Consider the following 14070-nt stretch of genomic DNA (forward strand, 5'->3'; position numbering starts at 1 on the left):
CGCTGCTCGACAGCCGTGCTTCAGCGGCGGCCGGACGGCGGGGCTGTCGGTCAGTAAGGGGATGCCGGGAAGCGCGCGTTGATGAGTTCCTGCGCCTCCTCCTCGGTCGCCACCGCGGGCGGCGAGCCGTCGAGGGGGCGCTGCGCCGTCTCCTTCATCAGATACACGCACACCAGGCCGACCAGCGCGGCGGCCATCGCGTAGTAAGCGGGCATCAGATCCGTGCCGGTCGCGCTGATCAGGCCGGTGACGACCAGGGGGGTGGTGCCACCGAAGAGGGAGGTCGCCAGGTTGTAGCCGATGGCCAGCCCGCCGTACCGGGCCTCGGTGGGGAAGAGCGCGGGCAGCGCCGCGGACATGGTGCCCAGCAGGCACACCAGAGAGAAGCCGAGCATCAGCATGCCCACGGCCACGGCTGCGATGCTCCCCTGCCGCAGCAGCAGGAAGGCAGGGAGCGAGAGGAAGAAGAAGCCCGCCATTCCGGCCATGAGCAGGGGCTTACGGCCGAGCCGGTCGTTGAGCCGGCCGACGAAGGTGATGGCGGCCATCAGGAGCACCATAGTCACCAGCAGGATCACCAGGCCGTGAGTTTCCTCGTAACCGAGTGTGGTGGTCAGATAGGTCGGCATGTACGACAGCAGCATGTAGTCGGTGATGTTGTACGCCGCGACCAGGCCGAAGCACAGCAGCAGCGCCTGCCAGTGCTCGGCGAAGATCCGCCGGAACTCCTTGCCGGGGCGTGCGTCCGGATTGCCGTGCTCGAACGAGATGGGGGCGGTGTGCTGGGCCTCCAGTTTCAGATAGGCAGGGGTCTCGTCCAGCCTCAGCCGCAGATACACACCGATGAGGCCGAGAGGCCCGGCGACGAGGAACGGGATCCGCCAGCCCCAGTCGTTCATGCTCCCCGTGCTGAGCAGGGCGTTCATGACGGTCACCAGCGTGGCTGCGCCGACATAGCCGGCGAGGGTTCCCAGCTCCAGGAAGCTGCAGAAGAAGCCACGCCGCCGGTCCGGGGCGTACTCGGCCATGAAGGTGGCCGCACCCCCGTACTCGCCACCGGTGGAGAACCCCTGGATCAGCCGGAAGAAGACCAGCAGGGCGGGTGCCCAGTTGCCGATGGCCGCGTGACTGGGGATGAGCCCGATGCAGAACGTGCCAAGAGCCATCATGATCATCGTTGTGGCCAGCACCGTCCTGCGTCCGATGCGGTCACCGAGCGGCCCGAAGAACATTCCGCCGAGCGGGCGCACGAGGAACGCGATGGCGAAGGCCGCGAACGAGGCGAGCAGGCGTGTGGTCGGGGCACCCGCAGGGAAGAAGACGTTACCGATCGTGACCGCGAGATAGCTGTAGATCCCGAAGTCGAACCACTCCAAGGCGTTTCCGAGCGCCGCCGCTTTCACCGCGCGCTTGACCAGACGCTCGTCGGTCACGGTGATGTCGCTGCGGCGCAGGCGTGGATGCGTCCGGCGGTAGACCGCGCGGAACAGGCTTCGGTGGCGTCTTCGCGCCTGCCATTCGTGTTCGACGACGGTCTCACCGTCGACTGATGCCACAACTGCCGCCTCTCTCACGATCAGCCGCAGGAATCGCTCGTGCGGCCTCTGCATCTCCGATTACCGCTTATCGCTGATTCTTAGGCAAATGTGACATGTCGGACTCATGGTGACGGCCATCCCCGGGGCCAGGGCAGGGGACGGCTTGCATACGGAGGCGGCCGCTGAGGGTACTCGTCGTGCCGTCCGGGAGTGTGTGTTGCCGCGTGCGTCGGGCGGCTGCCATGGGGAACTCGGTGCTCTGAGCAAAGGCAGACAGGATCTGAGCAAAGGCCGACAGGAGCGGGGTTACAGATGTCCAACCCGCAGCGACCCCAGCAGCGACGCAGCCGCAAGGGCGGCCCCACACCGCAAGACATCGCCGACCTCAAGGCGCGGCAGACCGAGGCGGCCGAGCGGAAGGTCGGGCACGACCACGGCACCGACAAGGGCGACAAGGGCGGAGGAGAGGGCGGCGGCGTGCCGCCGGATCAGCAGCCGGACCAAGCCTGAGGCCGGGTTGCGCACATTCTCAGGCCCGAGAGCTGGGAAGCCCTGCTCCCGGACGTCCAAGGGCCCGCGGATCTCCTCCGGTGCCAAGCCCGGTCGCCTTCGCCGGCGAGGAGAGGCCGCCGGAGCGGCCTCGGTCGCTCACCTGAGGCGGGCTGTCAACCGGTCTCTCCGGACCCCTCGGTGTGCTTGGCGTCGTGCTGGACCAGAAGGGAGAGCAGATCCGCCACGGTCAGAGCCGCCTCGGCCGGGTGGCGCAGGATGGTTCCCGGCTGGATGTGGTAGACGTTGGACCGGCCTTCGCGGTTATGGGTGAGGTAACCGTCCGCCTCCAGGTCGGAAATGATCTTCTGGACCGCGCGTTCCGTGAGTCGGCAGTGCGCAGCTATGTCGCGGACACGGGGCCGACTGTTGCTCGCGATCGCAGCGAGGACCCGGGCGTGGTTGGTGAGGAACGTCCACCCGGTGTGTGGCTCAGGCACTTCTCCCATGGATCCAGGGTAGGACGTACCTTTCACGCATCCAAAAGGGTGAAATTTATTTCCCGTATTCCTTGACAGGCTATGGTCGGCGAGTCGAACCTGAAATCGGAGACAGTGGGCGCCGGCACAGGAGGCGGCCATGTGGGAGCTGAAGCTTCCCCGGCAGCAGGCCAGGGGGGCGGAGATGGTGAGCAGATCACCAGTTAGGAGCTGCTCCGCCGTGGCCGGTGCAGCACCGCAGGATCTCCTGATCGACGTGTCGTCCTGCGGGGGGGCGCCTCCGTGTGACGATCCGCGGCGAGATCGACATCAGCGTGAAAGCGGCACTCGAGGCGGCGCTGCAGGACGCCGTCATGCGGAGCACCTACGGTGTGGATCTCGACCTGAGTGGGACAGCGTTCTGCGACTGCTCCGGCTTGAGCTGCTTCCTGGCCGCACGGCACCGCGCCCTGGCAGCGGGCAAGACGGTGACTGTCCAGGCTGCCAGCCCCCTGGTACAGCGCCTGCTGGGCGTCACGGGCACCTGGCCACTGTTCACGCTTCAGCAGCGAGCTTCTCGCCATCCGGCATACGCCCCCGGCCTGCCGGATGCAGCATCTGCGGAGGATGCCCCATTCCGTGACGGTGACCTGCGCGCCGAGGTCGTGCAGCTTCGTCGGGCCATGCAAACGCGCCCCATCATCGATCAGGCCATTGGAGTACTGATGGCCACGTACAGCCTCAGCGCCGAGGACGCCTGGCAGGTGCTGGTCGCGGTCTCGCACACCACGGACACCGAACTCGTCATGGTCGCTGAGCAACTGGTGACTGCGGTTCGGGGCCGGCCGATGTCCGACGCGGTCCGGCAGGAGGTGGGCGCGGCTGTGGCCTCCCTTCGCACCGGCCGTGCAGGTTCCGATGGGATGCCGAGCCAGCAGTCTGTCCAGGAGCACGGTGAAGGTGGCCAAGCAGCGTCGTCGCCGGACGAGGCATAGGCAGGGAGAGAGGCGTTCAGCTTGCGCAGCCCGTCGGCCCCGGGGCTGCCGGACTGCAGCTTGTCCACGAACCCGCCGGAGGAGTCAGTGATGGACAACGGCCCCGGAGGTGAGGAGCTTGCGCCTGCTGCGTTCTGCGAGCTTTGCCGGGCGTCCATCGCCCCTGGCCGGGCCGTGAACGGGCAGGTGAAGGACTCATCGTTCGCTCACCCGGTCGACCCTCAGCAGGACGGCATCCGCATGGTGACGGCCTGCTGCGCGGATCACCTGGCCGAGCTCCAGCGGCAGTATGACGAGCGGCCCTTCGTCACAGAGGAGCTGTGGGTGGCGAAGATCGATCTGGCGATGCAGCAGCGCCGCATGGGACTGAGCAATGATCAGCTGGTCAGGGAGACCGGGCTGAACCTGCTGCAACTTGAGGCCGCGGCGCGCTGGTGCCTGGGCGTCGGAGCGAGTGCTGATGATCGGAGCGTGGAAGAAGCATGAGCAGCGGCAGGGTGCCGACCTGCTCGTTTCCACCACAGCCGTGTTGCCGCCGCGGTAGTCCTCGGTTGCCACAGCCGTCGCTGACGGAGGATCGTCGCTCGCCGCGCCCCGCTGCGCGACACCACGGCCCTACGACGCCGCCCGGTGAGCTGTCCCGGCCGCCGGGTGCCCTCGATCCACCAGCGCGGCGACGTTGCGAGATGCGTTGCCTCTGCTGTTGCTTGATCCGGTGACCGCGCAGGGGGACCTGAGGTGGCGTAATGGGACGTGCGGCCGCGCTGGTCCGGGGCGAGGCTGGTCTCGTGCCCGCACCCGTGATCGTTCGCCCACCGGCGCCGACAGACGGTCTCCGGGTGCGGGCTGTGGGGTGAGTCGGAGATGGATGAGGGTTGGGTCATTGCAGAGCACCACGTGATCGTGTTCCCGCCGTCCGAACGCGGTGGCCGGCGTGTTCAGGTCGACAGCGAGACTCTCGGCACGGCGTTCAGCCTGCACGATCTGGCGGCGTTCTTGCAGCGTGCTGGTCTCAAGGGCGTGGACGAGCTGGATGTCGCTGAGTCGCCGGTGATCGAGTGGCACGGAGGCGGGCCGGAGGATTGGCGGGGGACGTCGTGGACACCGTGAGGTGCGAGTGCCGGCCTTCGTACGGGATGCCGAGGACGCCGTCGCAAGGGCCGTGACCTCAACCGTGAAGCCCATGAGGCGGCGGGCGGCCTGCCCCCCCATGCAGAAGGCCATGCTCGTGCGGCAGGCCCGCACTCGGCTCCGGATGCAACGCACTGTCAAATATGGTCGCTGGAGCCGGGTTCGAAGGTCGGATCGAGCGCGTACCGCGCCACCCCGAACGGCTGGAAATCGGCATGTAGTCCGTCGGCAGCGGGACCCCCAGCTCTCCCCCGATCGCCGCCCAGTCGACGGATATCCCGAGCGGCTTCCACCCGCTCAGTTCGATCACTCGCTGAACCCACATACAACAATCTTTCAGCCGGACCGCCTTCAACCTCTACAGCGGCGCTCCGCGCGACGACTCGGGCAGCACCGCGGCGCGTCGTGGCCCCGCGCTCAGGGACGTACGACGTCTGTCCGCCCCTACAGCTGATGCGGGAGCGGGTGGTACAGGGCGTGGGCGCGCGTCAGGTCGGCAGGTTCGTCCTGGCGGAGCTGGAGGAAGTAGTTCACCTGCCATGCCTGAGTGGTCCGGGCCTGTCGGCTGGTCGTGGTCACCCACGGCGGGTACACGCGGAAGCCGCGCCTCCCGCCGGATCCGTCACGGGAGACGATGCCGCGCTCGCACAGCACCTCGCCAGGGAACACGAACTGTCCGAAGCCGTCCTCGTGGCGGCTGCTGATGACGAAGAGGTCCACGTTGTCGTCAGTGTCGAAGGGCCGGATCGGCCCTTCCTCGGACCGCTGCCACACGGTGACGAACTGGCCGACCTTCGTCGGGGTGGTCTTGGCCACGCGAAACCGGATCGAGCCGCCATCGAGTGTGAACGCGCAGGCAGCGTACTCGGCGCTCTCCGGTTCGGGCACCGGCAGAGAGCAAGCGAAACCACTGGCGTCGTACACCAGCGCCTTTGCCGTTTGCAGATCACCGTGAAGCCCGGCCCACGGCTGATTCGTCACCATGCCGCCATCCTGCCACCCTCATCCGTAACGGCGTCCCGCCGAACAGATCGGCAGAGACTCTGCAGGTCGTGGTCGTCGGTGGCGGACAGCCAGGGCGATGCACCAGGCGCAAGACACGAGGCACACCATCGGCAACCGTCGCAGTGGCATCTGCTGCGGCCACGACCCGACGATCGGCCCGTGCCGCTCCGTACGGGACGTCATGCCGGCCGATCTGTGGGGCAAGCAGGTGGGCTCCTCATGCGGGACTATCCCTGCGCGGTCGACCAGCTGCTCTGCCGAGTGGAGAGCCCGGCGAGCCGTTCTGCACAGGTTCTTGTCGATGGTTTCACTGCCCAGCTGCAATTGCACGGCAGTAGTCGACTTCGCCCCTCCTCCGGCTTCCCCGAACTTCGGACAGCTCATCAATTCTGCTCATCAGGCAATCACATTAGACGGCAGTCCGATCATCTTGGATCGCTTCCGGGAAGGCTTGTCGCCCGCCGGGCCGGCGCGCCTACGGTGCGGTTGCGGGCGGGTGAGGAATTGGAGCCCGCCGCAACCGACAACCAAGGGGATGCGCCGATGGCGAGTGTGGAAGTGGCCCTGAAGGAAATGATGACCGGGATCGAGGGGGCGCTGGGGGCGGCTGTCGTCGACTACACCAGCGGCATGGCCCTCGGCACCTTGGGCGGGGGCAGGGACCTGGACCTGACGGTCGCCGCGGCCGGGAACACGGACGTGATCCGCGCCAAGGTACGCACGATGGAGCATCTGGGCCTTGGGGCCCAGATCGAGGACATCCTGATCACGCTGGACGGGCAGTACCACCTCATCCGGCTGGTGACCGGCCGCAGCGGCAACGGCCTGTTCGTCTATCTCGTCATGGACAAGGCCCGCTCGAACCTGGCCATGGCCCGCCATCAGCTCAAGCGGATCGAAGAGCAACTCGAGGTCTAGGCCGTCCCAAAGGTCCGGGCTGACGCGCGCCCATGAATTGAAAACTTCTTCAAGCCATCACATGGAGAGGATGACAACTCATGAACGACGGGCCCCCGGACCGAGAAGAATGAGCAGGCACGACACGTATCGCGGTGGCGTCCTCAAGGCGTCACCGCGATACGAGAAGCCACCTCGACAGGCAGGAAGAGCGCTATGCAGGTCCCTCTTTACCAAGCCAAAGCAGAGTTCTTCCGCATGCTCGGGCACCCAGCGCGCATCAGGGTCCTGGAACTGCTGCAGCACGGCCCGGTCCCGGTGCGGGACTTGCTCGCCGATATCGAGATCGAGCCTTCGAGTCTCTCGCAGCAGCTAGGGGTCCTGCGCCGTGCAGGCATCGTCGTGTCCACGCGAGAGGGATCCACCGTCAAGTACGAACTCGCCGGCGGCGATGTAGCCGAACTCCTGCGCTCGGCCCGCCGCATCCTGACTGAGCTTCTGGCCGGGCGGAACCAGCTCCTGGCGGAACTTCAGCAGACCGACATCGCCCCGCCACAGGCAACAGAGGCAGTCAGCGCCGCAGCAAGATCTGCACAAGGAGCGGTGTAAATCCGACCGGAGAAGTTGCACATGACGACAGGCGTGACGGCGCCGCGTAACGTGCTCGCCGACTCCGTGCAGTCGGGATCGTCGTCCGTGCCCAGGGATCCGGTGATGCCGTCGGTGCTCGAACTGTCGGGGCCCGGCCACGGAAGTGCCTCGGTGAGAGCGATGCCGCTCTGCCTCGAGACGGTGTAAGTGACCGTCACGGACTTCTTGCCGCTGCTGTCGAGGGCGATGTCCTTGCCGTTTTTCACGACCGAGGGCGCGGCACGCAATTCCCGAGCGCCGCGACCAGCGGGCCAACGAGCGTAGCCGCCCTCGTGCCGAAGGATCCCAAGCTGACGGGCTGACGTCATCGCTTGATGGCGTATCCCCGAGTACGCCACCTGCGCAGTCTGATGCGCAAGACCAAGCTGAATGCCGCCGCCTCTGCCCGATTTCGGGCAGAATCATGGAAATTCCCTGCTCTTCGGCCTAGGGTGACCGGTCATGATCACCGGTGTCGGCGCACTTCTGACGGCATCTCACCTCGGATACGACAGCGTTCGTTGGAGCGGAGTTGCATATCTGGTGTCGTTGGGGACACGACCGGCACTCGGATCGTGACCGAAACCGAGGCCGGGAGAGGCGCTGGCAATACCCTGCTCGGCGGCTGGCGCCAAGGGATCACGGCCAAGCCTCTCAACCCGACGATGGGCGCTTATTGCGTTGTCGTGCTCCCGTAGTTCACCCTCCCGGGCGCCTCGCGCGTCGGTCTAGGCGTACTCCTGGCCGGTGGGCACATCCTCTTGGTCGTCGGTCTGGTCCGGCGCGCTGACCGCATTCGCGTACGTGCTCCGGAACCGTATGCAACGGCCTTTCGGGCCGCCGCCACCTCGACCGCATCACCGGCGCGGTGGTCGTCGCCTTCGGCATCCGGCTCGCGCTCGGGCAGTGAGGCAGCTGTCGGGCGCACCGCAAGACCCCCCACGGTCGCCGCACGGGCAACCCCGCATCTGAGAAGCGAAAGGACATCTGTATGTATGCGCTCCCCACCAGCACCGAGGCCGTGGTCTTCGACTGCGACGGCTTGCTGGTCAACACCGAAGCATGCTGGACCGTTGCGGAAACGGCCATCTTCGCGGCGCACGGCCATCCCTTCGGTCCCGAACAGAAGGCCCTCGTCATCGGCCGAACCGTGGAGGCTGCTGGAGAAGCCATGGCCCAATACCTCGGATGCCCCGGCGCCGGGGCCGAACTCGCCGCCGACCTCCTCGAAGGAGTCCGTAAGGAACTTTCCCGGGGCGCCACAGCCCTCCCCGGTGCGACAGAACTGGTGCGCGCCTGCCGTGCAGCCGTGCCCATCGCCGTAGCCAGCAACAGTCCACGGGAACTGCTGGACGCGGCGCTGTGGTCGGCCGGCCTCGCCGACTGCTTCACCCACTCGTTCGCCGCTGACGAGGTGCGTTCCCCCAAACCCGCACCGGAGCTCTACCGCACGGCATGCGAAACACTCGGTGCAGCCCCGAAGCGTGCTGTCGCCTTCGAGGACTCGGCCACAGGCATCGCCTCGGCGCGTGCTGCCGGGCTCTACGTCGCGGTCGTACCGTCCCTTCCAGGAGTCGACCTCGACCACGACTGGCTGGGCACCAGCCTGGCCGAGCCCGAATTGCAGGAGTGGGCCAGGGGACTGGGGCATGACATTGCCTGCTGACCTGCCTTCTTCGAATGCCGGGCAGACTCATCGGCGAGTTGACGGCGGCAGCCGGCTGCACGCCTGGGTCGGGTTCTGGCTGCCTTTACGGACGGTGCCCCCGGCCGTGTGGCCCTGCTGCGGACGCCACCCGGCCTGACCGGTGCGGAATGACCTCGACGATCGCCCGCATGTGTACTCTGCGTAGTGTTCGAACACTGATGGTGATGCCATGAGGGGAGTCGAGTCGTCATGTCCATGCTGCTGATCAGAGGAAAGTTCAAGGTTGAGGGGGGAGCCAAACCGGACGGCGACACCCTCCCGTTCATCCCGGACAACGTGGCCGACTGGAAGCTCGTGCCCGGGGAAGGGCAGATCGTGCCCAAGGCCGACGGCCGTGCGAGCATCCGCCTCGAAGGAATCGACGCCCTGGAGACCCACTACGGCGAGAAGCAGCGTGTGGAGCACCAGCCGCGGGGCCTCGCCCACGAGGCCGCGGACGCGCTGCTGAAGTTCCTCGGCTTCGACACCGTCCTCCGGGCCGACGACGAGACCGTCGCCACCACGCCGGACAGCGTGCCCGGCTGGATCCTCACCCGGGGCGCCGACACCTTCGGCCGCTGCGTGGCCTTCGTCGGCAAGGGCACCCCGCCCGTGTACAGCGGCTACTGGGTCGACGTGGACGACGACCTGTTGAAGCGGACCGCCAACCACCACCTGCTCCTGCTCGGTTTGGCCTACCCGACCTTCTACTCGAGCCTGCCCGTGTACCTGCGCGAGCTCCTCACCGACGCCTCGGAGAAGGCGAGGGCGTCCGCGAAGGGCGTGTGGAAGGTCGACAAGACCCTCGACGGGGCGAAGGTCACCGGCATGACCTCGCTGACGGACGACACGACCGGCGCGGTGATCCTGCCGAAGTTGTTCCGCCGCCTGAAGGACTACCTGGACTTCATGGGTGCCGACTCGTCACTGGCCTGCTTCCGCGCCTTCCTGGCCGGGGCCACGGACGACGAGTACCGCCTCCTCCCGGACTCTGAGACGCTCCACACAGGTCTGCACCACATCGTCGAGGTCACCGCCGACAACACCGTGAAGATGACCCGCCCGGCCAGGGAGATCGTCTTCAAGGAGAAGTGAGCGAGAACCCGCCGGGGCCGACGGCCCCGGCGGGCCGGCGCCCGCCCGTCTCGGTGACGTCGGGGCCTGGCCTGCCGGGACGCTCAGTGGTTCCGGGATGTCCTAGGGCCTGTCCGAGGGGGGGCGGTCGGGCGGTCTGCCGTGACGAGCCACGAGGTGCTCCGTAGCCGAACGATGCCGTCCGCCGCCTCGTGGGCCCGCAGATGGTCCGTCAGGACGTGGCGTGCACGGGTCCGTGCAGGCGGGTCGGTCTGTTCCATCAGGTGGCGGCCGGGGCCCGTGCCGAGCAGGAACTCCGCCGCGTCCTCGGCCCCGTGTCCCCACACCCCGTCCGCCTGTGCCTGGCTGACGGCGATGCCGGTGAAGCCGGCTGCGGTGAGGACATCGCGGATGCGGCCCGGTTCGGCGAGGGAGAACATGCCGGGCAGTCCCGACCGCCCGAAGTCGCCGACCGGGAGGATGTCGCGCAGCGAGGCCATCGCAGCCACCCAGCCGTTGAGTGCGGCATCCGCCGGGCAGACGAACGCCAGGCGACCGCCGGGCCTCAGTGCCCGGCCGACATTGGCGAAGGCGGCTACGGGGTCGGCGAAGAACATCACCCCGTAGCGGCTGATCACCGCGTCGAATGCGCCCGCCTCGAAGGGGTGGACCTGCGCGTCACCTTGTGCGAAGGAAGCGTTGACGATGCCCTCCCGCTGCGTGCGGACCCGCGCCTCGGCCAACATGGGGCCGGACAGGTCAAGGCCCAACGCGCATCCTCGGGGCGCCCTGAGTGCGGCGAGGCGTGTGGTTTGCCCGGAGCCGCAGCCAAGGTCCAGGACCCGATGGTCTGCGGTGATCGCGGCAGCGTCGAGCAGCGGCTCGTTGAAGCCCTCGTTCACGGCGTTCCAGCGATCTTGGTTGCGGGCCCAATGGCTTCCTTCGGGGCCGTTCCATGCCTGTGCCTGCTCCGTGTTGACGACGTCTGACACGGTTCCTCCTGCGGTGGACGACAGAGAATGGGCGTGCGCCCAAACAATATGGGCAGCTGCCCAAACCTGCAATGTCCGCTACCATCAACGAAGTTGCACGCTTTGCGGGCGGCGGAAGCAGAACGGAAGAGAGGCCCATGTCACCGCGCGGAGTGGCGACGCCGGATGTGCGCGAGCAGCTGTTCGCAGCCGCCGAGCGCGTCGTGGAGAGACACGGCTCCGGCGCCCTCACCAGCAGGGCCGTCACCACCGAGGCAGGTTGCGCCAAGGGGCTGCTCCACGCGCACTTCGCGGGGATGGACGAGTTCGTGGCCGAGCTCTGCCTCGACCGGTTCACGCGGACCGCCGCGAAGGCCCGGGCGCTGTCGGAAGTCGCGGGGCAGCACACGGTGGCACAGAATCTCGATACCGTCGCCCTCGCCCTGTTCGACTCCGGCGGCCCGGCCATATCGGGGCTCGCCATGGCCCGACCCGGCGCCGCGCTGCGCATCCGGGAGGCCCTGGAGGGCGGAGAGCCCGGCTTCGACGCGATCCAGATGGCCATCACCGGCTATCTGGAGGTCGAACAGAAGCTCGGCCGGGTGGCGGAGACCGTCGACCCGAGCATCGTGGCGCTCGCCATCGTCGGCGCCGCCCACCACCTACTGATGACGAGTTGGCCCGGCACGCCTGACCCCGGATCCGCCATCACGCGCCTGGTGGCCGTGTTGGTGGGCAGCTAGCCAGTCGCCGGGTGCCGGCATCGGGTCCCGGCCCGGGCGCGTCCGGACAGGCTTCCGTCGAGCGCGTGCATCGACCCACCCGAACGCCCCGCTGGAACCGCCAGCTTCCTGTGGTCGTCTTGTGCGCTGATTGTGTACGAAGCAGGGATGTGGGGGGCGTTGTGACGCGGAACGTGAGGAAGGCCGGTCTCCTGGTGGTGGCCATGGCGACGGTGCTCGGGGCCTCGGCCTGCGGCGGGGAAGCCGGTGCGGCGGCCGGGGGGAATGGCGGGAAACTCCCCGCGCACGTGAAGGGGGAGTCCGCGGCGCTCTCCGGGGACGGGGCGCCGTCCGGCTCGGCGCCGACGTCTCCCGGCACCGTGGGGAAGTTGTCCGGGGTCGCGCAGGCCGGCGCCGCTCCCATCACCCGGCACGTGCCGTGGAACCTGGACATCCTGGACCAGCGGTCGCGGCCGCTGAACGGGAAGCTCACCACCACCGCCACGGGCAAGGGCGTGCACGTCTACGTGATCGACACCGGGATGGACATCGCCCACAAGGAGTTCGGCGGCCGCGCCCACCTCGGCGCCGACTTCGTGGGCCTGAAGGACTCCGGTGACTGCTTCAGCGAGGCAGGGCTGGGCCACGGCACGTTCGTCGCGGGCATCATCGGCGGGGCGAAGTACGGTGTGGCGCCCAAGGCGGAGCTCGTACGGGTCCAGGGCGTCCTGTGCGAGAGCGAAGGTGGTGGCTCCCCGGCGGCGGCCGAGGCGGCCGTGGTGAAGTCGGTCAAGTGGGTCACCGCGCACGCGCAGAAGCCTGCGGTGGTGAACATGTCGCTCAACTTCGACCACCGGTCGGCGGCCGTGGAGTCCGCCGTGAAGAAGATGGTCGACGCGGGGATCCCGACCGTGGTGTCGGCCGGAAACTTCCATGACGACGCCTGCAAGCACTCCCCGGCCGGCGTCCCCGGCACGATCGTCGTGGCGGCCTCCACCTCAACCGACCGCCCGTGGAGCGACACCGACTCCTACGGATCGGGCTACGGACGCTGCGTGGACCTGTACGCCCCCGGCCAGAAGGTGACCGCCGCACTCGCCGGCGGCGGTACGACCACGGAGACCGACGGCGCTACGTCCTGGGCCGCGCCGCATGCGACCGGCGTGATCGCGCTGTACCTGTCGGCACACCCCCACGCCACAGCCAACGAGGTCCACGTCTGGCTCGACCACGCGGCCACCCGCGGTGTCCTGCGCGGCGTCCGCTCCGACACTCCCAACCGGCTGCTCAACACCGGCGGCCTCTGACCCGCCCCGGAGCCCCGGTCCCAGGCTTCAAGATCAAGGCGGTTCGCGTGCATGCCATGCCCTGGGAGAGAGGGGGGACGGCGTCCCGTCACAGTGGGAAACCGCCCCCACCCTCCGTCCCGACCCTTGCTCCACCTATCGAAACTCGATAGATTTCCATCGTAACTCGTTGGAAGGTTGGGCGATGGGAAAGCTGACAGTGCGTGCGCTGCGCGCCGTGCTCGTGGTGGTGTTCGCCGGCACCGTGTTCGTGCAGGCAGGGATGGTGTGGGCGTTGGTCAGCGGGAGGGACCCGGAGGACGGGTCGCTCCCGCTGACCCCGTTGCGCGTGATCACGATCCTGGGCATGGTGTCGGCTCAGGTCGCCCTGGTCTGCGTATGGCGGCTGGTGACGATGGTGCGACGCGGAACCGTGTTCTCCCACGCCGCCTTCCGGTACGTGGACGGGATCATCGGCGCAATCGTGGCGGCATCCCTCGTGTGGTTCGCGGTCACGGCCATCAATGCGCCGGGCCAGCGGGACGACCCGGGCGTCACCGTCATCATGGGCGGGGTCGGCGTGGCCATCCTGGGGGTCGCACTCATCGTGCTCGTGCTGCGGATGCTGCTCGCCCAGGCCGTGGCACGCGACGTCGAAGCGGCGCAGATGCAGGCCGAGTTGGACGAGGTGATCTGATGCCGATCGCCGTCGACATCGACGTGATGCTGGCCAGGCGCAAGATGTCCGTGGGTGAGCTCGCGGACCGCGTAGGGATCACGCCCGCCAACCTGGCGGTACTCAAGAACGGCCGCGCCAAGGCGGTGCGCTTCGCGACGCTCGCCGCGCTCTGCGAGGTGCTCAAGTGCCAGCCGGGCGACCTGCTGCGCTGGCAGGCCGAGGACGTCGCGGGCGAATGAACCGTACCTGCCGACGCGTCATCGCCGATCCCGCCCGTCTTTGACCAGCTCCGCGAGCACCCTGGGGGGTGGTACCCGAGGAGATCCCAGGCCTGTTGGAGCGGCTGTCCGAGGTGCCCGACCCACGATGTCTGCGCGGCATACGGCACGCCCTAGTACTGCAACGGTGCTTGTTCTGATTGCTGGCTAGTTTTCAGGGGCTGTGGCCGCGTCGTTTGTAGTGGCTGATGCGGGCTTGGTGTTGGCGT

The 14070-nt window shown here is 67.9% G+C and carries 16 protein-coding genes; 12 read left to right on the forward strand and 4 right to left on the reverse strand.

Annotation, left to right across the window (positions count from 1 at the left end; genetic code table 11):
- Positions 1-50: 50 nt before the first annotated feature.
- Positions 51-1577, reverse strand: coding sequence for an MFS transporter (locus ACIRVH_RS39335; protein ID WP_403964206.1), 1527 nt, complete (start codon positions 1575-1577; stop codon positions 51-53).
- 273 nt (positions 1578-1850) lie between these two features.
- Here ACIRVH_RS39335 and ACIRVH_RS39340 point away from each other — a divergent pair, with 273 nt between their 5' ends.
- Positions 1851-2048, forward strand: a complete 198-nt coding sequence (locus ACIRVH_RS39340) for a hypothetical protein (protein WP_403964167.1) — start codon at positions 1851-1853, stop codon at positions 2046-2048.
- A gap of 155 nt (positions 2049-2203) precedes the next feature.
- Here ACIRVH_RS39340 and ACIRVH_RS39345 read toward each other — a convergent pair whose 3' ends face one another.
- Positions 2204-2536, reverse strand: a complete 333-nt coding sequence (locus ACIRVH_RS39345; protein ID WP_403964169.1) for a helix-turn-helix transcriptional regulator — start codon at positions 2534-2536, stop codon at positions 2204-2206.
- Positions 2537-2811: 275 nt separating this feature from the next.
- Between ACIRVH_RS39345 and ACIRVH_RS39350 the strand changes: the two genes are divergently transcribed.
- From ACIRVH_RS39350 to ACIRVH_RS39360, 3 genes are all read left to right on the forward strand, one after another.
- Positions 2812-3501, forward strand: a complete 690-nt coding sequence (locus tag ACIRVH_RS39350) for an ANTAR domain-containing protein (protein WP_403964171.1) — start codon at positions 2812-2814, stop codon at positions 3499-3501.
- A gap of 90 nt (positions 3502-3591) precedes the next feature.
- A complete protein-coding gene (locus ACIRVH_RS39355) occupies positions 3592-3987 on the forward strand; it encodes a hypothetical protein (RefSeq protein WP_403964173.1) in 396 nt (131 codons plus the stop codon).
- Between the two features lie 378 nt (positions 3988-4365).
- Positions 4366-4611, forward strand: coding sequence for a hypothetical protein (locus tag ACIRVH_RS39360; protein WP_403964175.1), 246 nt, complete (start codon positions 4366-4368; stop codon positions 4609-4611).
- A gap of 465 nt (positions 4612-5076) precedes the next feature.
- Here the strand turns inward: ACIRVH_RS39360 and ACIRVH_RS39365 are convergent, their stop codons facing one another.
- Positions 5077-5616: a MepB family protein gene (locus ACIRVH_RS39365; RefSeq protein WP_403964177.1), complete on the reverse strand. Its 540-nt coding sequence runs from the start codon at positions 5614-5616 to the stop codon at positions 5077-5079.
- A 564-nt stretch (positions 5617-6180) separates the two neighbouring features.
- Between ACIRVH_RS39365 and ACIRVH_RS39370 the strand changes: the two genes are divergently transcribed.
- From ACIRVH_RS39370 to ACIRVH_RS39385, 4 genes are all read left to right on the forward strand, one after another.
- Positions 6181-6555, forward strand: coding sequence for a hypothetical protein (locus tag ACIRVH_RS39370; RefSeq protein ID WP_403964179.1), 375 nt, complete (start codon positions 6181-6183; stop codon positions 6553-6555).
- Positions 6556-6750: 195 nt separating this feature from the next.
- Positions 6751-7143, forward strand: coding sequence for an ArsR/SmtB family transcription factor (locus tag ACIRVH_RS39375; protein WP_403964181.1), 393 nt, complete (start codon positions 6751-6753; stop codon positions 7141-7143).
- A gap of 1012 nt (positions 7144-8155) precedes the next feature.
- On the forward strand, positions 8156-8830 hold the full coding sequence (locus tag ACIRVH_RS39380; RefSeq protein WP_403964183.1) for an HAD family hydrolase: 675 nt from the start codon (positions 8156-8158) through the stop codon (positions 8828-8830).
- Between the two features lie 231 nt (positions 8831-9061).
- Entirely contained in the window at positions 9062-9946 is an 885-nt protein-coding gene (locus ACIRVH_RS39385) for a thermonuclease family protein (RefSeq protein ID WP_403964185.1), read from the forward strand.
- An 83-nt stretch (positions 9947-10029) separates the two neighbouring features.
- On the opposite strand, the gene ACIRVH_RS39390 is transcribed toward ACIRVH_RS39385, so the two are convergent.
- Entirely contained in the window at positions 10030-10917 is an 888-nt protein-coding gene (locus ACIRVH_RS39390) for a class I SAM-dependent methyltransferase (protein ID WP_403964187.1), read from the reverse strand.
- A 137-nt stretch (positions 10918-11054) separates the two neighbouring features.
- Between ACIRVH_RS39390 and ACIRVH_RS39395 the strand changes: the two genes are divergently transcribed.
- The 4 genes from ACIRVH_RS39395 (at position 11055) to ACIRVH_RS39410 (ending at position 13822) form a co-directional block, all read left to right on the forward strand.
- Positions 11055-11639: a TetR/AcrR family transcriptional regulator gene (locus ACIRVH_RS39395; RefSeq protein WP_403964189.1), complete on the forward strand. Its 585-nt coding sequence runs from the start codon at positions 11055-11057 to the stop codon at positions 11637-11639.
- Between the two features lie 161 nt (positions 11640-11800).
- The gene (locus tag ACIRVH_RS39400) at positions 11801-12925 is read left to right on the forward strand and encodes a S8 family peptidase (RefSeq protein ID WP_403964191.1); all 1125 of its coding nucleotides are present in this window, start codon (positions 11801-11803) and stop codon (positions 12923-12925) included.
- 184 nt (positions 12926-13109) lie between these two features.
- Positions 13110-13601: a DUF2975 domain-containing protein gene (locus tag ACIRVH_RS39405; protein WP_403964193.1), complete on the forward strand. Its 492-nt coding sequence runs from the start codon at positions 13110-13112 to the stop codon at positions 13599-13601.
- A complete protein-coding gene (locus tag ACIRVH_RS39410) occupies positions 13601-13822 on the forward strand; it encodes a helix-turn-helix domain-containing protein (RefSeq protein WP_403964195.1) in 222 nt (73 codons plus the stop codon). Before ACIRVH_RS39405 ends, ACIRVH_RS39410 begins: the two co-directional genes overlap by 1 nt.
- Positions 13823-14070: the final 248 nt, after the last annotated feature.

The sequence above is a fragment of the Streptomyces sp. NPDC101165 genome, assembly GCF_044768135.1.
GTDB lineage: Bacteria > Actinomycetota > Actinomycetes > Streptomycetales > Streptomycetaceae > Streptomyces.

Coding starts and splice junctions, on each gene's coding strand:
- ACIRVH_RS39360 (WP_403964175.1), top strand. CDS start 4,366: ATGGATGAGGGTTGGGTCATTGCAGAGCACCACGTGATCGTGTTCCCG.
- ACIRVH_RS39340 (WP_403964167.1), top strand. CDS start 1,851: ATGTCCAACCCGCAGCGACCCCAGCAGCGACGCAGCCGCAAGGGCGGC.
- ACIRVH_RS39405 (WP_403964193.1), top strand. CDS start 13,110: ATGGGAAAGCTGACAGTGCGTGCGCTGCGCGCCGTGCTCGTGGTGGTG.
- ACIRVH_RS39365 (WP_403964177.1), bottom strand. CDS start 5,616: ATGGTGACGAATCAGCCGTGGGCCGGGCTTCACGGTGATCTGCAAACG.
- ACIRVH_RS39345 (WP_403964169.1), bottom strand. CDS start 2,536: ATGGGAGAAGTGCCTGAGCCACACACCGGGTGGACGTTCCTCACCAAC.
- ACIRVH_RS39395 (WP_403964189.1), top strand. CDS start 11,055: ATGTCACCGCGCGGAGTGGCGACGCCGGATGTGCGCGAGCAGCTGTTC.
- ACIRVH_RS39375 (WP_403964181.1), top strand. CDS start 6,751: ATGCAGGTCCCTCTTTACCAAGCCAAAGCAGAGTTCTTCCGCATGCTC.
- ACIRVH_RS39380 (WP_403964183.1), top strand. CDS start 8,156: ATGTATGCGCTCCCCACCAGCACCGAGGCCGTGGTCTTCGACTGCGAC.
- ACIRVH_RS39385 (WP_403964185.1), top strand. CDS start 9,062: ATGTCCATGCTGCTGATCAGAGGAAAGTTCAAGGTTGAGGGGGGAGCC.
- ACIRVH_RS39370 (WP_403964179.1), top strand. CDS start 6,181: ATGGCGAGTGTGGAAGTGGCCCTGAAGGAAATGATGACCGGGATCGAG.
- ACIRVH_RS39355 (WP_403964173.1), top strand. CDS start 3,592: ATGGACAACGGCCCCGGAGGTGAGGAGCTTGCGCCTGCTGCGTTCTGC.
- ACIRVH_RS39410 (WP_403964195.1), top strand. CDS start 13,601: ATGCCGATCGCCGTCGACATCGACGTGATGCTGGCCAGGCGCAAGATG.